The organism is Marinomonas sp. MED121, from assembly GCF_000153025.1.
GTDB lineage: Bacteria > Pseudomonadota > Gammaproteobacteria > Pseudomonadales > Marinomonadaceae > Marinomonas.
Window position 1 is genome coordinate 806,716 of the sequence record NZ_CH672429.1, and the last position, 24,904, is coordinate 831,619.

Sequence of the window (24,904 nt, forward strand, 5' to 3'; positions counted from 1 at the left end):
TACCCTCCACTTAAAGTCGAGAGCCTTCAAGCACCTCTAAAATCGTATCGATCAAATGGGTTAAATCAAAGGGCTTAGGGATATACGCATTCATCCCCACCTCAAGACAATGCTCGATTACATCAGCCTGAATATTCGCCGTCATGGCAATAATAGGAAGCTTGGATTCTAGCTCATTGCGAATCACCAAACTGGTCTGATAACCATCAAAATCCGGCATTTGAATATCCATCAAAATAAGGTCTATTTTATGAGGATGACTAAGATAAGATAAAGCCTCAACCCCGGACTCAACAGACACCACATTTGCACCAGCATGCTTAAGTAAGCCCGCCGCAACCAAACTATTTATCGGATTATCTTCCACCAAAAGTAGATTAATTCCAAACAAGCTTGCTTTAGGTTCGCGATTCAACTCACCTAAGTAGGCATAATCATCCGCTAACATGGCAAAAACTTCATCACTCGACTTAGCAACTTTAAAGGTATGCATATCGATTTTTGAAAGATCATTAGCAGCAATTAAGGGCTTTGGTTGACCTTGTCGACCACTCAAAAAGAGACGAGATAAGGCTTGATGAAAGGCATTTTTTGTCACTGGTTTATCGAGTGTGATGGTGCCGTAATTGTCCAACACTAATGCCTTTTCTAATAGATTTTGCTGATCATAAGCGGTCACCATTAATAAACAAGGTGGCATTAAATAAGAGTCTAATTTGTACACTTGCTCAATAACATCAAGCCCATCAAAGGCTGGCATTTTGTAATCTAAAATGACCAAATCATAATCGTTTGATGGAGTTAGTTTTGCGATAGCTTCTAACCCAGTTTGTACAGAATCAATATCACAAGCAAAAGGCATTAATTGTTTTTCTAACACCTTAATCGAGCGATTATCATCATCGACAATGAGCACACGTTTAAACTTACCTTCTAATAAATCGGGTGAACTTATCAGTGTTTGTTTAACACAAACCTCTAAAGGCAGTTGCACATGAAATGATGTACCTTTTCCTAAATGACTCTCAACGCGAATACTACCGTCCATCAATTCAATCAACTTTTTGGTAATGGCCAACCCTAACCCTGTACCACCAAAACGACGATTGATCGATGCCTCAGCTTGCTTAAAATCAGTAAAGATATGCTCTAACTGCTCAGGGTTCATACCGATTCCTGAGTCTTCAACACACATGCTAATCTCATTTTCAGATAACATTTTGATGCTAATTAACACATGGCCTTTTTGCGTAAACTTAATGGCATTACTGCCCAGATTCAAAAGAATCTGCTTAAGTTTTAAAGCATCCGTTTGAATGGTTTCTGGCAAGTTATCATCAATATCAAATAAGACTTCTATGTCTTTGGTTGTCAGGCTTGCCGATAAAATCAGCGCCATCTCATCAATCAAACTTGATAACTGAAACTCATGTTTTTCCACCAACATAGAGTTCGCTTCTATCTTGGAGAAGTCCAAAATGTCGTTCAATATTTTAAGTAAAGAATGCGCAGCAACTTGGGTTTTATCAATGAAGTCTGATTGTACCGGTGATAAAGATGTCTTTTTCACCAGTTCTAACAATCCAATCACAGCATTCATCGGCGTTCTTAGCTCATGACTCATATTGGCTAAGAAGTGAGATTTCGCTTCACTTGCAATATCCGCTCTTTCTTTTGCTGTTGCTAATTCATGCTCTTTTTTAAGCCTGTCATTAATATCCCGTGCAACTAAATGCACGTATTCTTTACCATCAAGATAAATCAAGTTGGCATTGACGGAAACATGCACCTCTTCCCCATGCACGTTATGAAAGCTGGTATCAAACCACACTTTTTTATACTGCTGTAACTCTATTTGATAAGGGCGCCACCAGCTGTAGGAGTGATCGGGAAAGATATCAAACAACTTACGCCCTAATAAAACCTGACTTTTCACCCCTAGTGCATCACAAGCCGCTTGATTGACCTTAATCATTGCGCCCACATCATCCATCCAAAGCACGGCATCAGAGGTAGATTCAGTAGAGACTTTCTCAAGTTGCCACTCAAACTCTAAATATTTTTGCCGAGTTAAGTCTGTGACTATGGCCAAATACCCCATACTTTCGCCTTGATCATTATGAATCAAGCTGACACTCAAACTGCCTGCAAAGCGGCTTAGGTCCTTACGAATAAATATCCTTTCTTGGTCTTCATGATTGACCTGTTGACGATTTCGGTCAATTAATTCTTGCTCAATCAAGGTGCGCTTCATATACCTCGCAAGCTGTGACCCTTGCTGATAAAGAGGAGGATAAGCATCGCCTAATTCATCTGCAAAAAACAAACTATCCGGTTTAGCAATCACATCCGCTTCATTAAATTGAAATAAATATTTGGTCGCAGGATTAATAAATGTCACTAGGCCTTCAAGGTCAGTCGCGATCACCGCAAAGGCGGTACTGTTTAGAATCCCTGATTGCAAATTAAGCACTGATTTCATTTGCTCAGTTCTAAGTTTTACAACCTCCTCTAACTCTTCATTTGATCGCTGTAAGGCTTTTTCCGTTCGCTTTACATGACTTATGTCCACGGCAGCTATGGTGACCCCCATGGAGCGCTTATTTTTATCCAGCATGGGTGTGACATGTAGCCCCAAGGACAATAGGTGCCCTTCTTTATGACGCCTTTGAGTATCTAGAATATTGTAAGACTGGCCCTTACTAATAAAGTCTTTCCCCATATCATATTCAGCCCATTTATCATCAGGTAAGACCAAACCTGGGAAAAAGCGTCCTAGCGCCTCCTCTTCGGAATAACCAAATAATAAGGCTGCGGCGGGGTTCCAACTGATAATACAATCTTCCGTATCTAGGCTAATAATGGCTTCATTTACGCTGGACAAAATGGAGTCTAATTTAATACTTTGACGAACCACCTGACGACGACGAGAAAGAGAGGTCACTAGAAAGAAAGCCAATGCAGCTAACAATAAAGCACCTGCAAAAACCGTCCTTTGAATAGAGCGCTCATCGACTAGATGCATATCATCAATAAACTGTTTACTTGCGGTTAGCTCTATTACCCAGTGGCGGTTATAAAACTTGAGGTTAGTATTCGCATGGTATTCACTTCTTTGTGTGACATCTTGCTGAAAGAAGATTTGATTATCCAGATTGCTCACATCGCGAATCGTCAAAGCAAGCTCATTTTGGGTTAAGTCCAGAGCATTAATGAGATTCTTTCCTAAAAATCGAGCATAGCTCCAACCAATCAAGGTCTTTTCATTTAGTTCATCTGGGGGGGTAAAACGCGATTCTTCATACATAGGAAAAAAGATTAAAAAGCCCTTTTCATCCAATGCCAAACTTTGATCGAAGAACATGGGAGGTGTCATTTGAAAGTTATTATGCAAGGCAGCATTTAAAGCAATTTCTTGAATCACAGGATTAAACGCAAAGTTAAAACCTAAGACAGACAGGTTTAATCGAGTGTTGATATATTGCACTGCAAAGTAGTGATCGGCCTCATCACTAATTGGGGCTATGGTATAGCTCTGACGAAGCTGGTCTGTCATCCAATCTTCAAACTCAACCCTTTCCTTTTTAGTGACAAATCGCGCAATCCCAAAATCAGTCACATTAGGGAATTCACGGGTGAAGTTTTTCGCTTTAGAGAATTTTACGAAATGATCATAGGAGAGCAGGTTATTATCTGAACTATTTACCAAGGCCTGTAAATCTGTCAGCGCATATTCGTAATAACGAAATTCGTCATGTAAACGCTGCTGATAATTACTTAATAACGTATTCAGCTCAAACTCAATCCGTTTATTATTTTTTAAGCGCTGCTGCTCACTAAAGTAATTAGCTGTTGGAATACCGAGTAATAGAATAAACAAGGCGACCCCATAGTTAGGCAACCAACCTTTGACTAACTCACGTGAATCTCGGTCAAATAAACGAGACAGTCCTCCAAACAGCATTTACCAACCTCAAGCATTTATCTTGCCACTCAGCTTAGCAAACTAACCCCTTAGCCATTAAGCCTTTTTTTTGGATTTAACATGGAGATTCGCATTCAAACAGACATTTTAGCCGCCAAAGGAATCCCCTCGCCCTTTCAAAGGGCCTAATTTGCGTTCACCAGCAAGATAAACTCAGTTAGCACCAAAAAAGCACACTAGGCATACTAATTGCACTTTATTAGATCGAGAGTGCCAAAAATAATAATTCGCACCAAACAAAACCAAAAACGATAAAAAAAGGTGCAAACCTAAAAATTATGCACCTAAATAAAGCAAGGGAACCCTATGACCGCAATTAACAGCGCCGTTGAGACTCTCGTCTCTAGTTCAAACACCATGTTTATCTTACTGGGTGCCATTATGGTTTTTGCCATGCACGCAGGCTTTGCCTTCTTAGAAGTCGGTACCGTTAGAAATAAAAACCAAGTCAACGCCTTAGTTAAAATCATGACGGATTTCGGGGTCTCCGCCTTAGTTTACTTCTTTGTAGGTTATCAGATAGCTTATGGTGTGGACTTTTTTGCCAGCGCAGAAACCTTAGCCCAAAACAACGGTTATGAACTTGTGAAGTTCTTCTTTTTAATGACCTTTGCCGCCGCAATTCCAGCCATTATCTCAGGTGGTGTCGCAGAAAGAGCCAAGTTTTACCCTATGCTCATTTCATCAGCCATGATAGTCGGTGTGGTGTACCCTTTCTTTGAAGGCATTATTTGGAACGGTAATTATGGTTTTCAAGCTTGGCTTGAGACTCAGTTTGGTGCAGGTTTCCATGATTTCGCAGGTTCCGTTGTGGTGCACGGTGTCGGTGGTTGGATTGCATTAGCAGCCATTATGCTACTAGGTTCTCGCAATGGCAGAATGCGTGGTGGCAAGCTGATGGCGTTCGCCCCATCCAATATTCCTTTCCTAGCCTTAGGCGCTTGGATTTTATGTATTGGCTGGTTTGGCTTTAATGTGATGTCGGCGCAAACCTTAGATGGTATTAGCGGTTTGGTTGCAGTTAACTCGTTAATGGCAATGGTAGGTGGCATTTTAAGCGCCATGTTAATTGGTAAAAATGATCCAGGCTTTATTCATAACGGTCCTTTAGCTGGGCTAGTGGCTATCTGTGCTGGCTCAGATATTATGCATCCGATAGGCGCACTCTTTACTGGGGCTATTGCTGGTATTTTATTCACTTGGTTATTTGTCATCATTCAGCAAAAAATGCCAAAAGTAGATGACGTTTTAGGGGTTTGGCCATTACACGGTATTTGTGGTGCTTGGGGCGGTATTGCTGCGGGGATTTTTGGCTCTCAAGCACTAGGTGGCTTGGGCGGTGTCAGCCTGATGTCACAAATCATAGGCACCTTAGCCGGTATCAGTATCGCCTTAATTGGCGGCTTTATTGTGTATGGCGCCATGAAAGCAGTGATGGGCCTTAGATTAAGCGAAGAAGATGAGTTTAACGGTGCAGATCTATCCATCCATAAAATCAATGCCATGAACAAAGATTAAATTAGTACTCTCTTCCAAAAGCGCCCTTATGGATAATCACCAGAAGGGCGTTATTTTTATGATAATAGAATAAAGCGGCTAACTAAGATTAACGTGTTAAGGCAATAACAAGGATTTAAGCTGATGTAAATCTGCCACTTGGTAAGTGGGCTTAATACCTTCTGGCACAGGGTTTTGGTGATGATTTAGCCAGCAAGTATCCATCCCAGCTCGCATCCCCCCTAGAATATCAGAATGGGGATTATCACCAACCATAAGCACGCTCGATCTATCCTGGTGACCCAATTTATTTAAAGCATGATCAAAAATTTCAATATCGGGTTTTGCCATTCCCACTTGCTCAGAAATAATTACATCAGCAAAATATTTTTTTAATCCCGTATTCTCTAAACGAACTTGTTGAAGCTCGGTAAAACCATTGGTAATAATGGCCATATTGACCTTAGATGAAAGCGCTTCTAATAAGGTTTCTGCACCAGGTAAAGGCAAACAGACTTTTGCCATGGCATTTAAAAAGCCAGAGTTAAGTTCGTATGCACTTACATTTAAACGCTTTGCCCAATGGGTAAAACGTTCCGTTTTTAACGTATCTGCACTGATTTTTTTCTCTTGGTAGTCAACCCAAAGAGGCTTATTGAGCGCTTTGTATTGGGCATAGTCCTGCTCAGAAAACACCACATCATAATCTTTAAACAAGACTTTAAGTCCAGCAAAGTCATCAAAAGAGAACAAGGTTTCATCGGCATCAAATAAAAGCCACTGGTATTTCATCTAAATTTACTCCTAAAAAATCAGTATATAATTCCAATTTAAAACAAACAATGATGTAAAATAGAAAGACTAAGTTGAGAAAAACTCAACAAAAATATCGTTTAAACAAACCCTACTTTGAAGGTCTAATATGACAAGTTTTAATGCCCTACCCATTTTTGTTGCCCTAGTTGAAACAGGCAGTTTTTCTAAAGCGGGTGAGCATTTAAACAGTTCAAAATCAGCCGTCAGTAAACGTATCACTCAATTAGAAAACGAACTAGGTGCTCAGTTATTAAATCGTACAACCAGAAGCCTCACCCTAACCGAAGCGGGTGAAGCCTATTATGACTATGCAAGCCAAGCACTTGCTCTTGCCCAAGAAGCGGAAAACGCGGTCAGTCTTATGCAGGCTAAGCCAAAAGGGAAGTTAAAACTCAGTGTCCCAATGACATTTGGCCGATTATACATAGCGCCAATCATCCCCGCCTTTATGGCCCTGTATCCGGATATCCAAATTGAAATGATCATGGACGATAAACGCCAAGACTTTATCAAGCAAGGGTTTGATATTGGTATTCGTATCGGTCAATTAGAAGATTCAAGCTTAGTGGCAAAAAAGCTAGCCGATTGTCAAAGCTATCTCTGTGCTGCACCCGCATATCTTGATAAACAAGGAACACCGAAAAAACCTGAGGACCTAACAAGACATAATTGCCTTTATTACTCCTATTTTAGAGCAGGACAAGATTGGCAGTTCCTAAAAAAGTCCGTCAGACACAGAAACTATCAAGACAGTGATTTTATCAGAGTCGCTGCCAAGGGAAACTATCGCGTAAACAATTCAGAAGCACTGTATGAAGCGGCACTGGCAGGTTTAGGCATAGTCAATATGCCCACCTTTATTGTCGGTCCAGCGATAAGAGAAACCCAACTGATTCCCCTACTCACGGATTACCCTCAACCCCTTCATGGCATTTATGCCATTTTTCCAGAGCGTAAACACCTTACTGCGAAGGTACGTGTCTTTATTGACTTTTTACAAGAAAAAATAGGTAAGGAAACCCCTGTTTGGGAACAAGGGCTTTAACAGGGTTTACCCTAGCTCCTCTTATTAAATTAAAAGAGGTAATTAAAGCCGACTAATAAGCCATCATCGATGCGATCAGAGCTGATGTTATCTTGCCAAAGGTTCTCATAATAATACTTAGCAAAGAGGTTTGTTTGCGAATTGAATTTGTGATTAACACCGAATTCAAGCCCTGACTCAGTAATCACCCCTTCGTTCCAATCAAAAGCTAAGAATTCAGGTCGAAAACTAAATCCCAATAATAAAGAGGTATCCTCAGTTAAACTTTCATAAAAATTCAATGAAAACTCAACACCACTGCGTTCATAGTCCCCGGCTTTGGTTTGGTTAATCCCAAGATGTAAATCAGCTCCAACCGTGTCATCTTTGCTTGAGCTGTACTTAAGCCCACGAATACCAATGGCGGTCATTGTTGCCGTATCAGCACCTGTCATATCATATTCAGTTCGAGATAAATACAAACCAGCAAATCCCAAGCTTTGCTCTTTTTGAAAATCCATGCCTAATTCGATATGAGTCATATCAGGGCCATACGCAAGTTCAAGAAGATAGTCAGGTTGATAAAAGCTCGTTTCATTTTCGACTTCAACACCAAATAAGGTCCCTTCTGCAAAACTATTGATACTGAATAAGAGACTAAAAAGCCCAGCAAAGCTGGTGAAAATAAAGGGAGTAACAGCAGGCAGACAAGCAGGTTTCAAACTAAGTTCCTTTTGGTTATTTAAACATGGAGAATTTTATCAAACAGACCATAACACCGCTTATTGGAAACCGCAAAAGCTGCCATAAAAAAAGGAAAGTTAATCAACTTTCCTTTTAAATGCTTAGGGAATCTGTAATTAAGTCACCCATTCTTAGCCTGCTCTTGTTAGCGTTATGGGGAAAAGTACCAAGCAAGGCATCACTTTAATTTAATTTAATCTAGATACTTTTACCCACACGCAAAGGCGGGAGGACTTATTCGTAGCTTCCTTCGCCTATATGAGCTTTGAATTAGCGGGAGTTGGAATATCATCTCGCTTATGTCGCGTTTTAAGATAATTACTTAAAATGGTTTTTTCTGCCTTAGCATCAAGGTCACGACCTTCTAAGAAATCATCAATTTGATCATAGGTAACACCAAGAGAGACTTCATCCAAAAGTTGGGGCCTATCATCTTCAAGGTCAGCTGTAGGAGCCTTTGCATACACAGATTCAGGAGCACCTAAGGTTTTAGCTAAAAGACGCACTTGGCGCTTACTTAAACCAAATAAAGGGGCTAAATCGCAGGCACCATCCCCATGTTTGGTATAAAAACCTGAAATATTTTCGGCACTATGATCGGTACCTGGTACCAAACCATTATACATTCCTGCCACTTCATATTGAGCAATCATACGCATGCGGGCTTTAGAATTCCCCTTAGTGAAATCTTGTTTAAACTCAGTCGGTAATGGCATACCAGCACTTTCTAGACTTTCCATAACAGAGTCGTGAATACCATCTGTGCCCGCTTTAATATTAATCGCAAGTGAAGTATCTGGCTGAATAAAGCTTAAGGCTAACTGGGCATCATCTTCATCGGCTTGCACACCGTAGGGTAAACGTACCGCGATAAATTGGTAGTCATCCCCAAGTTGATCACTGGCAATTTGACACAAGCGGCCGCACAATGAAGAGTCAACACCACCACTTATGCCCAATACAAGTACCTTCATACCAGAAATTTTTAGTGTCTCTTTGATAAAATCGACTCTCTGCTGTATCTCTTGGGTAGGGTCAATGTTGGGCTTAACACACATTTCTGCCACTATCTGCTGTTTTAACTTGTCCATTAATCTGTCCTAGTCACTGAGGGAGCTTATCACTTAGTTTAAAAGAAGCATTTATCAGGCCACTTTTAAACAAATAAGGGCTACATCTTTTTGGAAATTGAATGCAAGCTATTTTAAAAGTGATAGCGAGCAGGTGCAAACACCTATTTATTTTAACTCACCACGGCTGCAACTTTTCCCCTATTAATTAACTTGCTACTTGAGCCAGACGCCTATCCCAGATACAGTTCATCTTCCTTATTTTAATGGTGGTTTGAGTTAAGCCTATGTCAAAAATTATTCTCCTGATTTTGATAGTCGCAATTGCGTTTATGTTTTACAACAAAAGTAAAAAGAACAAACAAGCGGCCATAGAAAATGCCAGCACTGGCAGTGCATTTCTAGCAGACAATGCCAAAGACCCAGATGTTGTGACAACTGAATCAGGCTTACAATTTAAAATACTAGAAACGGGAACAGGCGATATTCATCCTAAAGCCAGTGATAACGTCAAGGTTCATTATCATGGCACCTTGATAGATGGCCGAGTTTTCGATAGTTCAGTAGATCGTGGTGAACCCATTTCATTTGGTTTAAATCAAGTCATCAAAGGCTGGACTGAAGGGGTACAATTAATGGTCGTAGGCGAGAAGCGTCGCTTATTCATTCCTAGCGAATTAGCCTATGGGCAAAGTTCAACAGGGATTATTACCCCAGGATCGACTTTGATTTTTGATGTTGAATTATTAGAAATTAACTAAACATTCTATTTTCAAAAAAAGCCTTAAATAGTAAACGCTTTCAGCTGAGGGCGTTTTCTGTTTTTAAGCTAACCTTCCTTTTTTAGCACATCTAATAACCATTGTTTAAACAAAAGCGTTTTTCTGCTCGATTCAGTCTCACTCTGCGTTAGCACATAATAACTTAAGCCTTCTAATGACTTTCCTTTTGGGTGTGGTTCAAGCCAATTTTGCTCTAAAGCCGTTTCAATCAACAACGAACTAACCAGTGCAACACCTTGCCCAGCTAATGCTGCTTGGATCAAATGATGCTCTTGATCATAAGCGCGAATATTAAGCCTATGACTCGCCTCATCATCGAGCTCAAAGAAGCCCTGCCATGTCATAGGCTTTAAGCTTGGGTTCTTCCATTTCGTTTCAAGTAAAGAGGCTTTCTCAAGATCAGGAAATGCCTTGATATAAGGGCCAGTGGCATACATACCAAACTCTTCGGTGACAAGCTTAGTAGCGGTTTTGTCTTTAGCCTCAAACTCGCCATAACGAATCGCCAAATCAATACGCCTATCTTTGCTTATATCCTCTAGCGCATCTTCGGTTTTAATCACCACTTCAAGATCTGGATACAAGCGATAAAAGCCTTCAAGATTTGGAACTAACCACTGGGCAGCGAACGAGCTCGTCGTACTCACACAAAGGCGTGTTTTTTGACCTGAAATTTCCTCAAACACAGTCGCTATCTGTGTCAGTGATTGATGGGCGACTTGCGCTAGTTTCTCCCCTTCAGGAGTCAGAAGAATATGGCGCGTTTTACGTTCAAACAATAAGGTGCCTAGCCTCTCTTCTAAAGCCCTTATTTGATGAGAAACCGCCGTTGGCGTCACATTAAGCTCAAGTGCAGCTTCTTTAAAACTTTTCAGCCTCGCGGCCGAGTCAAACACACGAATACTGTTTAGTTGGGGTAAATGAGAAAACATAAAACACTTATATGGATGAATATATCTCATCTATAAGAAAAATTTCACCTTTTGTCAAAGCAAACATATCACCCCAAGATAAGTACACATTAATCAGGCCTAAAAAAGCCAGATGACACTCTAAACAGAGAAAAGCCAAAAGGAGACAAAAGCATGCAATCAAAAAGCCCTAAGATACTTCATCTAGATACCAGTGCGAGACATTTCGATAAATCCAGAGAGAAACATAATTCACTTTCAAGGAAGCTTGCCCACACGTTTAAAACACAATGGCTAGCCTTACAACCCAAAACGGAATTCATCTATCGAGATCTAACAATGGGTCCACCAGACTTTATTGATCAAGCTTGGATAGAAGCCGCCTTCACCCCAGACGCACAAAGAACAGAAGCACAAAATGCTAAACTAGCCCTATCAAATACCTTGATAGACGAGTTAATTTCAGCAGATATCATTTTGCTTTCAACGCCCATGTACAACTACGGTATGCCGGCAGTATTAAAGGCCTGGTTCGATCAAGTAATCAGAGTGAACAAAACCTTCTCATTCGACCTTAAGCGAGGAGACTTTCCACTAGAGCCCTGCTTATCAGGAAAAACCATGGTGCTTCTCACCTCTTCTGGCGAATTCGGTTTTGAAGCAGGCGGCATAAGAGAAAACATGAATCACCTAGGACCTCACATCAAAACCTTGAGTCACTATTTAGGCGTCGAAAGCGTCTATGAAATTGGTTCAGAGTATCAGGAGTTTCATGATGAAAGACATACTGAATCACTTAACAAGGCAGAAGAAGCCATTTCAAAACTTGTTGAAAGGCTATCTCATTAATGGGTGAGAACATTTACTTAATCATTCATTAACTTGGTTATGTGATCCAACTCGAATAACACCATTTTCATAAGCAAAAATGACAGCTTGAGCTCTATCTCTGAGTTCAAGCTTACTTAGTAAGCTAGATACATGAGTTTTTACGGTTGATTCACCAATAAATAAACGACTGGCTATTTCACTATTATTAAAGCCAAGTGCTAGGTTTTTTAAGATTTCTTTTTCTCGTGTCGTTAATCTATCTATATGCCCTGTTACATTTGTATGAGAAGGCTTTAACTCAGCAAACGCTCCGATCAGCTTTTTAGTGATTGATGGTGTTAACAAAGCTCCACCCTGAGCAACCACATGGACAGCGGCAACTAGCTCATCAGGAGGGGTATCTTTTAAAATAAACCCACTTGCACCTTCTCTTAATGCACGATAAATATATTCATCTAAATCAAAGGTAGACAGAATTACGATGCGAGTCTGTATATTTAAATCCCCTAGAATAGCTGAGGTTGCAGACAAACCGTCCATCTCAGGCATTCGAATATCCATTAAAATTAAATCAGGGATGTATTTCTTTGCTGCTTCAATTGCTTCTAGACCATTGGCACATTCAGCGACAACCTCAATATCACTTTGATGATCAAGGATCATAGACAACCCACTTCTCACCAATGCCTGATCATCAACTATAACAATTCGTATACTCATGCTGCTTATTCCTGCTCAAAAGGCAAATAACACTTAACTTGAAAACCACCCTGATCTAGCTTTTTCGTTTCAAGCGTACCACCTAGTAACATGACTCTTTCTCTCATTCCCATAAGCCCATAGCCTGACCTTTCTGGTACTTTCTCTTTTTCTTCCAGACCCTCATCTTTAATTTCTATCTGTATATTAGTTTTATTACATTTAACAAAGACATGCACAGATGCCTTCTTACCAACATGTTTTAATACATTAGTAAGAGACTCTTGAATAATACGATATATTGTTAAGTCCATACTCACCGGCAGAACTTTATTTAAAGAAGGCATTTCCATCGTCACAACTAAACCTGCGTTACAAAATTTTTTAACTAAGTTAGGGACATCACCTAACCCTGGCTGAGGTGTTAACTCACACATCTCTTCATCAGGCCTGATAACACCAAGTAAACGCCTCAACTCAATCAGCGCCTCTCGACCAGCATGCTCTACGGCGTCCATTGCCTTCATAGCTTTTTGAGGTTCTTTTTTAAACACTATTTTTGCAGCCCCAGCCTGAACAGTCATTAAGCTTACTTGATGAGCCACAACATCATGAAGCTCCCTTGCAATCCGTCCCCTTTCTTCTTCTACCGCTTTCTTCGCATCATTAACTTTATCTTTCTCAAGCTGCTCTGCTATCTCTTGCAATAGCTGCAAGTATTCACGCCTTGCTAGTACTCTTCTCCCTATATACCAAGAAAGGAATAAAAAGATAAAAGAGAAGCCCATATCTGTCAGTGTTTCATTCTTATCAAATATTAAGATGAGCCCTATCAACCCAATCGTAGCACCACCTAACTGACTTAACTTATCTCTTATCTCATACCTCCCAACACTATATAAGGCAATTGGAACGCCAAAGAAATCAAAAGAAAGCCCTAGAGCAGTTGCTATCGCCATCATAAGAAGCGTAACCGCTAGCACTTTTAATGGATGTTCTTTTCTCCAGTAAAGAGAAATAGCAGCAATTGCCAACAGAATAAGGAGCAAGGCTGGCGTTTCGTCCAAGGCTCTAATAATGACCTCATCGCCATCCCCTTCTGAAGAAACAAAGACTGAAGCCAGAAAAACACAAATAGCTAAAACAACTTCACTCAAATTCGGCCAGCGTGCAAATGGTCCTTTAATAGGAATAAAGCTAGGCACTGAATATTGTGGAGTCTCTGTCTCTTTTTTCTTTGACATTTGTATACCTGTGAACATTGAGCAAGAAGGTAAATCATACAAGATAATTTTTTTAACTAAATCCTCCTAAATAGTGATTTTTTCTCTCATAAACCTAAAGATGCCTTCATTAATAAGGAATAAAGCTACTACTTTTGGATGAACTAATTTCACCTAATTGGCGGATCAATAACAGCCTAACTTGCCTGTAAGATCACCTTTATAAACATATAAAAAATGAAAATCTAAAACTCAAGATTAGGACATTCATGATGAAAAGAAACTTTTATATAGGCTTCACAACACTGACATTATTTCAGTTTCTTCCCAACTTAAGCCAATACAACAACCTTTATTATTTACTAAAATTTGGCGCCTGACATTTCTGTGGCTCAAACTCTTCTAATGATTTCATCATCAGATTTACTCGAGATTATACTTTCATTTAGACGCCACCTATCTATCTCCCTTACCTCTAGACATAAAATTAAAATCATCCTTTTTGGTGATCTAATTTCATACAAAAGGCGGATGAAGCAAAAAAGCTAATTGATAAACTTACCATCTAAGTCATAACGACTAAAAGTCACACTAGAACCCAAATAAAACATTAAAATTTAGGAATGAAAAATGAAAAAATTTTTTATTTTGCCTTTTGCTTCTCTGCTTTTAATAGCTTGTAGCTCGAATCAGAACAAACATGAGTATTTTACTGAGGCAGCAATGGCTTGTAGCAATGTCTGTGAGAATCATCCTGAAATTAGTGAATTAAGCAGCTCCGGTGGAATTGGTTCACCTTTATTATTTATTGGAGGTATTGAGACCTCTTGTAAATGCGCTAGATAGTTTTAAGGTAATACTTAAAAGGGAATATAATAATGAAAAATAAATCTGCTTTTTGGAACAGACTTTCAAATCACTATTACAAATCTCCAGTAAAAAGGCCAAAAAACTATAATTCAAAACTTGATCAAATTAGTCAATTAATCAGACCTGAATCATCAATACTTGAACTTGGCTGTGGAACAGGCTCCACTGCCCTTAAGCTTTCGAGTAAGGCTTATAGTTATACCGCTTATGATTTTTCTGAAGAAATGATAAAAATAGCCAATAGAAGATTAGACAATAAGAAAAATAAAGTAGAGTTTATCCTTAAAGATATTGAAACACTCTCCTTACCTTATAGACACTACGATATAGTAATGGCACATAGTGTTTTACACCTCATAGAGAATGCTGAAGATGTACTAGAGTCAATGCTTAATGCCGTAAACTATAAAGGCTACATAGTCCTGAATTTAATACTACTAAAAGACATTCCGTTCCCTTTCAAAGCATTATTATCATTTGCTCAAATATTAAGGCTAGCACCTTATTTAGAATATCAAAATGAAGTGGATTTCATAAAAATAATACGTGCAAAAAATTTTAAAGTAATGCGGTTTTGGAAATTAGACAAGACAAGTATATTCATCATAGCTCAGAGAAGAGAAAGTTATAATGATTAATTTTCTTTTTAAATTAATGCTCATATTAACAGCACTTTATATTAGTTTTATTTTCAGTCAAAACTCAGAAAGTATTACTAATCTCATGCTAAAAGTAAGAGCGAATCAGATAATTTTTTCTGCTATTTTAATTTTATACATTATTTTATTAGCGATCCCATATGTACCTTCAGCAGAAATTGCCCTCTGCCTCTTAATTGTACTAGGTAACGAGAGTTCTTCTATAATTTATTTTTCTACAATCATTGGCTTAATAATCCCTTTTTTAATTGGTCGTTATTTTTCAGAAAGAAAAGATAAAAAGATTGAAAATTTCTTCATCCATTCAAAAGTATTAACACATATAGACAGATTCAACCCTGTTGTAGCACTTGCATTCTTAATAAATATGCCTGGTAACACATTACTGGGCGGAGGTGGAGGGATAGCAATGACATTTGGTTCAGGAAAGCTGCTCTCTCCTTTCAAATATTTATTAGGTGTGCTCGTAGCAGCCCTACCAATTTTTGTCATTGGCAAGGCCACTGAATTTCTAGCTAACTATTTTTAGAGCTTCTCTCTATGATGGGCTCTCAGTTTTTAACCTGTAAAAGCGCCACACCAAATCCGATAAAAATGCCGCCTGTAACACGGTGGAAGATTTTTACTAGACTCACATTTTTAAACCAATGACGAACGGATTTCGCTAGGTAACCAAAGCTTGCGAGGCTTATAAAAGACAGCGCCATAAAGGTAAGTGTCATTATCATAAACTGTGGGAATGCCGCTAAGCTGGTATCCAAAAACATAGGGAAGAAAGCAACAAAAAAGAGAATCGCTTTTGGATTAGTCATGGCGATCATGAAGGCTTCTTTGAACTTGGCAAAGTAGTTGATCTTAACGCTAGCTGCCTGCTCCTCTTCAGATTCAACAAAGAAGGTATCCTTACTTCTAAACTTTTTAATCCCAAGGTAGACAAGGTAACAAGCCCCTAAAACCTTAAGGATAGTAAAAAGAAGCGCTGAAGTTTTTAGTACTAAGCCTAAACCCAACATAGAAATAGAAGAGAGTATGAATATCCCCATGATATTTCCCAGCGCCGCTGCAAGGACAGATTTATAACCCCAAGATACACCGTTCGAAATTGCCAGTATGATTGCAGGACCAGGACTCACTACATTTAAAAATGCTGCTGCACTGAACATTAACCAAACTTCAAATGCCATACTTATCCCTCTTTGTTGACTAAGGTTTAATCCTATTCAATAGCCCACAGATTCTACGCTTTTTGTATAAGAAGGATACAAGTGAGCGAAAAAACACTTTTTATTTTCATTATTTTTTATCAATAACCTAATGCTTGAAGCGACTATTTCAAGTAACTCACTCGATTTTGTCATTGTGTACTCAAGGAGACCTGTAAACTCGTCTTTTTGCTCACTTTTAATACTAAAGCCTTGCCCTAAATAAAATAGAATACTTGTCTGATTCTCTTGATACACAGACAAACTCAAACTATCTCTTTGCTTTAATGCATGGACAATAAGCTGCTGCCCGATACCTTTACCTTGAGACGCTATTGCAACAAAAATTGCGGCTAGCTGATCATCATTGAGAGAGTAAAAAGCAACTATTTTAGCATTCTCTTCATAAACATAAGTTTCTGAGTTAGGAAGATAAATATCTCGCATCGCCTCGACTTGAGAATGCCATACTTGCTCGTCAACAAAGCTATGAGCCTTGATAGAAGCCGTGAGCCATATATCAACTAGTTCTGAGATATCACTTGGAGTAACAGGTCTAATCATTTTATTCACTATTTTCTTCGCCAGTTTTCGTTAAAGCCATTTGAGTCTGGCCATTTATTGTTAGGCATAGTGACAAGATTAAGCGAGATTTGATTGAAGATTTGCGGCAGTTTCATCGTGTTGTTTCATATTTTAAAAGACAAAAAACCCCAGACAAGCTGAGGTTCTCTAAACTTTCTACAGGTTCAAAATGAACCTAGAGAGTTTGCTTTAAGCAACGCTTACATCAACATTGATGTTACCGCGAGTGGCGTTTGAGTAGGGGCAAACCACGTGCGCTTTTGCAACTAGGCTAGTGGCGGTTTCTTTATCTAGGCCAGGGATAGAAACACTGATCGCTGCTTCAATACCAAACCCTGTTGGGATAGGGCCAATACCCACACTTGCAGAAACTTTGGTGTCATCAGGAATCGCGACTTTTTCTAGGCCTGCAACATACTTAAGCGCACCTAGGAAACAAGCAGAATAACCTGCTGCAAACATTTGCTCTGGATTAGTCCCGTCGCCACCAGCACCACCGAGCTCTTTTGGCGTAGATAATACAACATCCAGTTTGCCGTCATCAGATTGAGCCAGACCTTCACGACCACCTGTTGCACTTGCGTATGCGGTATACACTGCTTTTTCTAATTTCATGGTTTTATCCTCTATTTTGATTAATTAACGTCATTTATATTTAAAAGTAGCCAACTATTAAATAGCGCACTACTTTTGTATTTTTAAAAAAAGAAGTTTTTACTTCTTCCTTAGCTTTTATCTCAAAGATTTAGTCATACTGACTTAGAGGTATTACATATTTTTCAATAGGTTATCTCTTAGCTTTTCTAACTTGTCTTTGGTTTCTTTAAACTCTGTCATATCCATGTTGGCGGCACACTTGGCTTTTTCCATTATGCTGGCAACCTTAGCTTCCATCTCTTTTGCATTTTGCGTTAGAGAGACGATGACACTTCGCTCATCTTGTAAAGCACGCTTTCTTGTCACTAAATCACTGGCTTCCATGCGCTTTAATAAGGGAGTCAGTGTGGCAGAATCTAAATACAAGCGCTCGCCAATGGCATTTACCGCCTGCTCGTCTTGCTCCCACAAAGTCACTAAAACCAGATACTGAGAGTAAGTAATATCTAATGGTTTAAGCAGCTTGCGGTACAGCTTATTCATTGCCAATGAGGTTGAATAAAGTGAAAAGCACAATAAGTCATCAAGCTCAGGAGCGGACGCTTTTATTGAAGTTTCATCTTTCACTTAAACTCTCTCATTAATAGTTCTTTATAAGGTTTAAAATCAGCTTATTTATCAAGCTTGTTGTGCAATATACATAGCGCACTATTTAAAATCAAGTCTTGTGTGACGTTTTTTAATAAGGCGCCCTTTCACTTATTAGGAGGAGTCTCTGATTGCTCCCATAATACGGGGCCACTGGCTTCTTCTCCCAGTTTGTCATCTGGGTTACGAAGTTTACACTGGGTCATAGAAAGGCAACCACAACCAATACAGCTATCTAGCTCATTTCTTAATGCCTGTAACTTTGCAATCTTGCTATCTAGGGCAGCTTGCCAAGCATTGGCCATATCCTGCCATTCAGACTTGCTCGGAGCATGATCTGAAGGTAAATGATCCATGGCTTCTTTTATTTCAGATAGGCTCATCCCGAGCATTTGCGCTGTTTTAATCACAGCGATACGGCGTAAAACATTTCTATCGTAGCGTCTTTGATTACCTGTATTGCGCCAGCTTTTAAGCAGGCCTTTTTCTTCATAAAAGTGCAAGGTGGATACTTTTACATCAGCACGCTTTGCTACCTCTCCCACACTTAATGCCATAAAGCTTCCCTTTTATTTTTTATGTTTATTTAAAAAGCAAAACACCTGCCCAGGATAAGAAACAGGTGTCCGCTTAGACTCTTATTCGCTCACTTTATCTTGCTTAAAACTAAGTGGCTATAAGCGTGTCGTTTAAGTAGATTTTAACAAAGTTTCATCCGTATCTTGGCTTTCGACTTTGTGGCTTAACAATGCTTTGATCAAGGAAATCGTCATCAGCACCATGATCACAGAGAAAGGCAAAGCACCGATAATCATGGCTGTTTTAATCACCCCTAAACCACCTGCAATTAATAGTGCGCCGATCAAGGCCGTCAAGAATACGCCCCAAACGATAATATGCGAACGAGGAGTTTGCGCCATACTACCGCCAGCGTTAATGGTATTTACCACCAAAATAGCAGAGTCGGCAGAGGTCACTAAGAAAGTCATCAAAAGTACGACAATCACGGCCGACATTAATTTAGCACCCGTTTCTGACAGCAGCACATTCAGTGTTTCATAAATTTGTGCCGAAATATTAGCGCCTAAAATCTTACCTTCTGCTAACCCTGAAAGCTCAAGATCTAAAGCAGTACCACCGACAAAGGTAAACCAAATAAAGCAGACAAATGATGGGATTAAGGTCGCACTTAATACAAACTCTCTAATGCTTCTTCCTTTAGAAATACGTGCAAAAAAGATCCCTACCGCCGGCGCATAAGCAATCCACCATGCCCAATAGAAAATTGTCCAACCCGCCTGCCAATCGCCAAGCGCTGTGCCTTTTTCTTCTACATTGACTGCCATAGAAACAAAGTTAATCAGGTAATCGATTGTACCTTTACCTAGTAACTCTATCGCTAAAAAGCTTGAACCGAAAATCAAGAAAAAGAGTAACAGAACACCAGATAAAGACATATTGATATTACTTAGCCACTTTACGCCTTTACCCACACCACTCACTGCTGACAAGGTAGAAAGTGCCATAACAAACACTAAGGCTACTATCATCGCTGTCATGGTTGGTGCGCCATCACTCATGATCCAATCCGCACCGGTAATATTGTAAACACCTGAAGCAAATTGGCTAACCCCGTAACCTATGGTGACAGCAATGCCTAAAATGGTCGCTAAAACCGCCGTAATATCGACCACATGCCCAAAAGTACCATTCAGTTTATTACCAAATAATGGTGTCAGAACAGATCGTATTGTGAGAGGAAGCCCTTTGTTATAGCCAAAATAAGCTAAGGCTAGACCCACTAGTGCGTATATTCCCCAAGCAGAAAAGCCCCAATGTAAGAAGCTATAACGATAAACTGATTCTAGAGTTTCACTCTGTTTGGCAGGTACCAAGCCTTGGATAATATCGGGATTATTAGCAAAGTGATAAATCGGTTCGCCGGTTGAGTAAGTCAGCATGCCCACACCTATGCTGGCACCAAACATCATAGAGATCCAAGAAAAGCGAGAGAACTCAGGCTTCGACCCCTTGCCACCTAAGGTGATACTACCTACCTTAGGTACCGTAGCTAATGCGATGGCCGTTATGGCAAAAAATGCCATGACATAAATGTAATAAGTACCAAAGTTTCCAAGTACTAATGCATTAACTTTAGATAGAACCGCTTTGGCTTGATCGGGGAAAACCAATGCCCAAAGCACAAGCACCATGATTAGCATTTTAGAGGTTAAGGTCACTACGTGATTAAACCCCTTATAAAAGCCATCTTGGGCCGTGTCTATGACCACCTCGTTTGATTGATTTTTCATATAAATACCTTGTTTTTATTATGTTTTGGTAAGCAGCGCACTCTCCTTTGTGCTTATTCAATCCATCTATCTACTGCTCATTGAACCACTTTCAACAGGGTTTTCAGGCAACAAAAAGTACGCCTGAAAACCTAAGGTGATCAGTGATAACTAATTCATTTTTTTAGTTAATAATTGAATTAAAAGTTTGCTTAATTCGATTAAGCCGCGCTCTGTTCAGCATCGACCTCTTTGGCGATAACCAAAGCATCGACAGCAATGCTGCCCTTGTCATTGACTATGATGGGGTTAACATCTATCTCGCTAATGTCATCACCAAGATCTGCTGCTAGGTGTGAAAAGTTAGCCAGTTGTTTTGCGAGTTGATTAAGGTCTGCAGCCTTAGCACCACGCACTCCGGCTAATAAGGGACGAGTTCGTAAACTATCTATCATGGCCATTGCCTCTATTTCATCAAATGGCGCAAGTGAGAAAACTCTGTCTTTTAAGACTTCGATATAAATACCACCGCTTCCCACCATGACCATAGGGCCAAATTGCGGATCGTTTACCATGCCAAAGGCAAGCTCTGTGCCTTGACCCACCATAGGTTCAATTGTCACGCGATAACCTAAACGATTAGCTAGATCATCATAGGCTTCACTCACTTCAGTGCTAGAGTTGAGGTTAAGCTTCACGCCGCCTACATCTGACTTATGATGAATATGGGGTTCTGCGGTCTTAAGGACCACTGGGAAAGTCATGGTTTCAACGGCTTTTAGCGTGTCTTCTTGGGTGTGGGCTTCTTGAGGGTTGGCAATACCAATACCGTAATCCGCTAATAGATTTAAGCTGTCTGTTTCGCTCATAGGTAAGCCTGTTGCTAAACGAGCATGCCATTTTTCTTTGCGAGCAGGATTACTTATGTTTTCTGCTGGTGTATGACTATCTGCTTGCTGATCACGATTCGCAAAAAGATTCGCAATTGCCTTCACCGCATTTTCGACACCATTTACAAGCGGGATATCATGATCCATCAGGTCTTCAGCAATCCCAGCATTTAGCGCTAGTGAGAAGGTATTCAGCACAATAAAAGGTTTGTTTGAGTACTGTTTTACTTCTTTCGCAATTTCAATGAATTCAGGCATATAGATAAATTCATCACGGGCTTCAAATTCAAACACACCCACAGCCACATTTGGATCTTCCATGATGTAACGTACGCTATCACGGAAAACTTCCGCATAATCAGGGGTAAAAGGCCCAGCAGCATCCAATGGATTGACCGCTTCTAATCCCAATGGCAACCTTTGCTTGAGCTTATTCATGGTGTCGTCAGTCAAGTTAGCAAAGGTCAGATCATGCTCTTCAGCAGTATCAACAAATAGCTCCCTTAACCCCCCTGAGTCCCCAATATAACCAAGATCACCTGCGCCAAGATCTCCCCCTTGAGACAAAATCTGAGCACACGTCATCAGATCATCAAGTGAATCTGTGGCTATCACGCCGTACTTTTTGAATAGGGCTTCATAAGCTGTGTTATTGCCAGCGATAGCACCTGAGTGAGTCGCTGCTAGTTGTGCGCTCACTTCAGTACGGCCAACTTTCGTTACCACAACGGGAATGCCTTTACGCTTGGCTTTCTCTAATACTTTGACGAAGTTTTCAGGGTTACGAATGGCTTCCATAAAGATGGCTAAGACACGGGTACTTTCTTGCTCTAGGGCGAAGTCCATATACTCATCAAGGGACGTCGCTATTTCTTGCCCTGCAGATACCACAAGGTTAAAGCGGAAGCGTCTATCATTTGATGTCGGTAGTACAAAGATAGAGCCAGAATGAGCAATCAAAGAAATGTGACCCGCTTTACGCTCACCAGGCGATTGAAAACTAATATAGGCATCATTATCAAAGTTGTAATAACCCATGCAGTTACCGCCACAGATAGGCATATTAGCTTGCTTAGCTTTATAAGAAAGGCGCTCCAGAAGGGTTGGACTCGCTTCTTCTTCGAGTTTGCAATAGTCGAAGATAGTCACCCCGCCAATATTCAAGCTAATCGCTTCATCAAAAAGCGGCTCCATTCTATGGCTCGCCACACTTAATACAGCCATATCAATCGCTACTGGGATATCAGATAAGCTAGCGAAACACTTGTGCCCTTCTATCTCATCGTATCTTGGGTTAACGAGAAAAACTTGCCCCTTATAACCACCACTTAGCAGTACCTTTAGCATGTCATTGCCCACTGTACCTTCTCTTGGAGAAACACCAACAAGGGCAATGGTTTCTGGCTTTAGTAATCGATCTAGATAATGAGTATTTGAAAGTGTCATAAGTTAGCGTCCTTTATATTCTGGTGGGCGTTTTTCTGAGAAGGCACGGGAGCCTTCGAGGTAGTCTTCTGAGTGCAGCATTTTTTCGAAAAGAGGCAGGTCACTTTCCTTTTTCCAGGCTTTTCGAGTTTGCACAAAGGTCTCTTCAACGGTCAGAGACACAGATAAGGCCATAATTTCTTTCATGGCTTGTAAAGGAAGCGGTGCCGCTTCAGCAATTTGAGCCGCCATTTCATGGGCTTTAGCCAAGACTTTATCTGTCTCTAACACTTGGGAAACGAGACCATGATGTTTGGCTTCTTCCATGCCTAATTTACGGCCTGTCAGAATTAATTCAGATGCTAGGTTGTAAGGCAGGCGCTTAGGTAATTGCTGAATCCCACCACCATCTGGCAAGAACCCTAACTTGGCTTCAGGCAGCCAAAACTCAACCTCTTTTGCAGCGATAATGACATCAGCGCTGAGTAGCATTTCAAAGCCACCACCAATGGCACTACCTGTGACAGCAGCAATGACAGGCTTTTTAAGCCCCCAAAATTCACTCATACCACCAAGACCACCTGGGCCTAAGTCATAATCTGCCGATTCCATTAACTCATCACCTTTATCGGCGAATTCCTTTAAATCCCAACCGGCACTAAAGTAGCGACCACCAGCATTGGTAATAATACCGACGTATAACTCATCGTCTTCTTGTAGACGTTTAAAAGCCTGATAAAGATCTGTGCTAGTCGCAAGATTAATGGCATTTACCGGAGGGCGGTTGAGGGTTATTTCTAACACTCTTCCAATTTTTTGACAGCTCACTGATTGGGGCATAGTGATTTCCTAAGCTGGTTAACTTTACGCACTTGCTCAAGCTTTTTTGAGTATGCTTCTTTTTATGCCCCGATTCTGCGCTTATGCTTGAGTCAGTGTAAATTGATTAAAATATGAAAAAAGGTTAAAAAAACTAACCATTAAAAAGCGTAAAAAACCTGCCTAAGCGTTATTTTTTTAGAAAATAAAGACAAGAAAACAAGGATTAAAGAAGAATCATGAAGGGCAAAAAAGAGGATAAGCGAATACTAATATGGAGCTGAATAAGAGGCTAAAATCTGATTTTAGCCTCTTATTATTTTACTCTTTGACCATAAAGCTTGAGTCTTCACGGATTTTTTGGGCGAGCCAATCGTTAAAAAGTTGTATTTCTGGCTTAGGGTTTTGCTGTTTAGGGTGAACGCTGTACCAGCTTCCTACCTCCATGACTGAGAAGTCAAAAGGCCTGATAATACGCCCAGTTTCTAAATCTCGTTTGGCGAAAGACTCCCTCGCCATGACCACAGAGTTCCCTTCATAAATCATTTCTAACGCTTGTAAATAATTATCGACCACAGGTCCTGAATCGATAACATGAGGATCAACCCCCGCTTTTTCTAACCAAGTTGGCCAATCATCTGGGGCTAATTCGACTGTGATTAAATCTAACTTGGCCAAGTCTTCTGGTTTATTCAATTTGCCTTCTGCCACCAGCTTAGGAGAACAAACAGGGAAGATCTCCATATCAAATAAATAGGTGTAATCTAGGTGAGACCAAGCTTTATCGCCCATTATAATGCCCACATCGACATCATCTTTATCAAAATCCACATCCACAAATGAAATGGATATCCGCACTCGAATGTCAGGATATTTTGCCTGAAAATCATTGAGTTTAGGGATTAGCCAAACCGTTCCAAAAGTCACATAGGTTTGAATGGTTAAGGTTTTTGTCTTGCTAGCAGATTTGAGACTAGCAACGGCTTCAGCAATATTGTCAAAGCTATCGTTAATCACAGGGTATAAAAACTCGCCCTGCTTAGTCAGGTTAATAGAACGACCATTACGCTGGAACAAGAAAACATCTAGCTCTTGCTCTAATTGCTTAATTTGATGGCTGACAGCAGAGTGTGTCACACAAAGCTCATCTGCCGCTTTGCGAAAACTTTTGTTTCGGGCAACTGATTCGAAAACCCGTAAGGATTTAAGTGAAGGTAATTTTCTATTCATACTTAATTCACATCTCTAAAAAGAGTTTTTTAAAAATTAAGCTAAAACTAGACGAATTAAACAAAAAAATAAACTGGTTAGTTTTTTAGACAGGTCATAAAATTAT

23 protein-coding genes are annotated in these 24,904 nt (G+C 40.0%); 7 read left to right on the plus strand and 16 right to left on the minus strand.

Features of this window, described 5'->3' with window-relative positions:
• Positions 1-10: 10 nt before the first annotated feature.
• The gene (locus MED121_RS03635; protein WP_009832252.1) at positions 11-3,964 is read right to left on the minus strand and encodes a PAS domain S-box protein; all 3,954 of its coding nucleotides are present in this window, start codon (positions 3,962-3,964) and stop codon (positions 11-13) included.
• A 327-nt stretch (positions 3,965-4,291) separates the two neighbouring features.
• Between MED121_RS03635 and MED121_RS03640 the strand changes: the two genes are divergently transcribed.
• A complete protein-coding gene (locus MED121_RS03640) occupies positions 4,292-5,503 on the plus strand; it encodes an ammonium transporter (RefSeq protein WP_036178660.1) in 1,212 nt (403 codons plus the stop codon).
• Positions 5,504-5,599: 96 nt separating this feature from the next.
• Here the strand turns inward: MED121_RS03640 and yjjG are convergent, their stop codons facing one another.
• The gene (yjjG, locus tag MED121_RS03645; RefSeq protein ID WP_009832254.1) at positions 5,600-6,274 is read right to left on the minus strand and encodes a pyrimidine 5'-nucleotidase; all 675 of its coding nucleotides are present in this window, start codon (positions 6,272-6,274) and stop codon (positions 5,600-5,602) included.
• Positions 6,275-6,404: 130 nt separating this feature from the next.
• Here yjjG and MED121_RS03650 point away from each other — a divergent pair, with 130 nt between their 5' ends.
• A complete protein-coding gene (locus MED121_RS03650; RefSeq protein WP_009832255.1) occupies positions 6,405-7,343 on the plus strand; it encodes a LysR family transcriptional regulator in 939 nt (312 codons plus the stop codon).
• A gap of 29 nt (positions 7,344-7,372) precedes the next feature.
• On the opposite strand, the gene MED121_RS03655 is transcribed toward MED121_RS03650, so the two are convergent.
• Together MED121_RS03655 and nadE are read right to left on the minus strand one after the other, a co-directional pair.
• The gene (locus MED121_RS03655) at positions 7,373-8,044 is read right to left on the minus strand and encodes a hypothetical protein (protein WP_009832256.1); all 672 of its coding nucleotides are present in this window, start codon (positions 8,042-8,044) and stop codon (positions 7,373-7,375) included.
• A gap of 276 nt (positions 8,045-8,320) precedes the next feature.
• On the minus strand, positions 8,321-9,157 hold the full coding sequence (gene nadE, locus MED121_RS03660) for an ammonia-dependent NAD(+) synthetase (RefSeq protein WP_009832257.1): 837 nt from the start codon (positions 9,155-9,157) through the stop codon (positions 8,321-8,323).
• Positions 9,158-9,423: 266 nt separating this feature from the next.
• Between nadE and MED121_RS03665 the strand changes: the two genes are divergently transcribed.
• Positions 9,424-9,897 (plus strand): FKBP-type peptidyl-prolyl cis-trans isomerase, encoded by a 474-nt coding sequence (locus MED121_RS03665; protein ID WP_009832258.1) that lies wholly within the window; start codon positions 9,424-9,426, stop codon positions 9,895-9,897.
• Between the two features lie 68 nt (positions 9,898-9,965).
• On the opposite strand, the gene MED121_RS03670 is transcribed toward MED121_RS03665, so the two are convergent.
• Positions 9,966-10,850 carry a LysR substrate-binding domain-containing protein gene (locus tag MED121_RS03670; protein ID WP_009832259.1) on the minus strand — a complete coding sequence of 295 codons (885 nt, stop codon included), beginning with the start codon at positions 10,848-10,850 and terminating at the stop codon, positions 9,966-9,968.
• 153 nt (positions 10,851-11,003) lie between these two features.
• On the opposite strand from MED121_RS03670, the gene MED121_RS03675 reads away from it, so the two are divergent.
• Positions 11,004-11,678 carry an NAD(P)H-dependent oxidoreductase gene (locus MED121_RS03675; protein ID WP_036178664.1) on the plus strand — a complete coding sequence of 225 codons (675 nt, stop codon included), beginning with the start codon at positions 11,004-11,006 and terminating at the stop codon, positions 11,676-11,678.
• 21 nt (positions 11,679-11,699) lie between these two features.
• On the opposite strand, the gene MED121_RS03680 is transcribed toward MED121_RS03675, so the two are convergent.
• The gene (locus MED121_RS03680) at positions 11,700-12,380 is read right to left on the minus strand and encodes a response regulator transcription factor (RefSeq protein WP_009832261.1); all 681 of its coding nucleotides are present in this window, start codon (positions 12,378-12,380) and stop codon (positions 11,700-11,702) included.
• A 5-nt stretch (positions 12,381-12,385) separates the two neighbouring features.
• Entirely contained in the window at positions 12,386-13,603 is a 1,218-nt protein-coding gene (locus MED121_RS03685; RefSeq protein WP_050764521.1) for a sensor histidine kinase, read from the minus strand.
• 609 nt (positions 13,604-14,212) lie between these two features.
• Between MED121_RS03685 and MED121_RS03690 the strand changes: the two genes are divergently transcribed.
• Genes MED121_RS03690 through MED121_RS03700 form a run of 3 tightly spaced genes read left to right on the plus strand, consistent with a single transcriptional unit; the run spans position 14,213 to position 15,640 of the window.
• On the plus strand, positions 14,213-14,428 hold the full coding sequence (locus tag MED121_RS03690; protein ID WP_009832263.1) for a hypothetical protein: 216 nt from the start codon (positions 14,213-14,215) through the stop codon (positions 14,426-14,428).
• A gap of 32 nt (positions 14,429-14,460) precedes the next feature.
• The gene (locus MED121_RS03695; RefSeq protein ID WP_009832264.1) at positions 14,461-15,090 is read left to right on the plus strand and encodes a class I SAM-dependent methyltransferase; all 630 of its coding nucleotides are present in this window, start codon (positions 14,461-14,463) and stop codon (positions 15,088-15,090) included.
• Positions 15,083-15,640 (plus strand): hypothetical protein, encoded by a 558-nt coding sequence (locus tag MED121_RS03700; RefSeq protein ID WP_009832265.1) that lies wholly within the window; start codon positions 15,083-15,085, stop codon positions 15,638-15,640. The genes MED121_RS03695 and MED121_RS03700 overlap by 8 nt, the downstream gene beginning before the upstream one ends.
• A 22-nt stretch (positions 15,641-15,662) precedes the next feature.
• Here the strand turns inward: MED121_RS03700 and MED121_RS03705 are convergent, their stop codons facing one another.
• The 9 genes from MED121_RS03705 to gcvA form a co-directional block, all read right to left on the minus strand.
• The gene (locus MED121_RS03705; protein WP_009832266.1) at positions 15,663-16,295 is read right to left on the minus strand and encodes a LysE family translocator; all 633 of its coding nucleotides are present in this window, start codon (positions 16,293-16,295) and stop codon (positions 15,663-15,665) included.
• 36 nt (positions 16,296-16,331) lie between these two features.
• Positions 16,332-16,877 carry a GNAT family N-acetyltransferase gene (locus MED121_RS03710; protein ID WP_009832267.1) on the minus strand — a complete coding sequence of 182 codons (546 nt, stop codon included), beginning with the start codon at positions 16,875-16,877 and terminating at the stop codon, positions 16,332-16,334.
• A 210-nt stretch (positions 16,878-17,087) separates the two neighbouring features.
• The gene (locus MED121_RS03715; protein ID WP_009832268.1) at positions 17,088-17,513 is read right to left on the minus strand and encodes an organic hydroperoxide resistance protein; all 426 of its coding nucleotides are present in this window, start codon (positions 17,511-17,513) and stop codon (positions 17,088-17,090) included.
• Positions 17,514-17,666: 153 nt separating this feature from the next.
• Positions 17,667-18,122: a MarR family transcriptional regulator gene (locus MED121_RS03720; RefSeq protein WP_009832269.1), complete on the minus strand. Its 456-nt coding sequence runs from the start codon at positions 18,120-18,122 to the stop codon at positions 17,667-17,669.
• A gap of 128 nt (positions 18,123-18,250) precedes the next feature.
• Complete coding sequence (gene soxR, locus MED121_RS03725) at positions 18,251-18,700, minus strand: redox-sensitive transcriptional activator SoxR (protein ID WP_009832270.1); 450 nt, start codon at positions 18,698-18,700, stop codon at positions 18,251-18,253.
• 132 nt (positions 18,701-18,832) lie between these two features.
• Positions 18,833-20,455 carry a BCCT family transporter gene (locus MED121_RS03730; protein WP_009832271.1) on the minus strand — a complete coding sequence of 541 codons (1,623 nt, stop codon included), beginning with the start codon at positions 20,453-20,455 and terminating at the stop codon, positions 18,833-18,835.
• Positions 20,456-20,655: 200 nt separating this feature from the next.
• Positions 20,656-22,770 carry an acetate--CoA ligase family protein gene (locus MED121_RS03735; protein WP_009832272.1) on the minus strand — a complete coding sequence of 705 codons (2,115 nt, stop codon included), beginning with the start codon at positions 22,768-22,770 and terminating at the stop codon, positions 20,656-20,658.
• A gap of 3 nt (positions 22,771-22,773) precedes the next feature.
• Complete coding sequence (locus tag MED121_RS03740) at positions 22,774-23,589, minus strand: enoyl-CoA hydratase-related protein (protein ID WP_009832273.1); 816 nt, start codon at positions 23,587-23,589, stop codon at positions 22,774-22,776.
• 300 nt (positions 23,590-23,889) lie between these two features.
• Positions 23,890-24,798, minus strand: a complete 909-nt coding sequence (gene gcvA, locus MED121_RS03745; protein ID WP_009832274.1) for a transcriptional regulator GcvA — start codon at positions 24,796-24,798, stop codon at positions 23,890-23,892.
• Positions 24,799-24,904 lie beyond the last annotated feature (106 nt).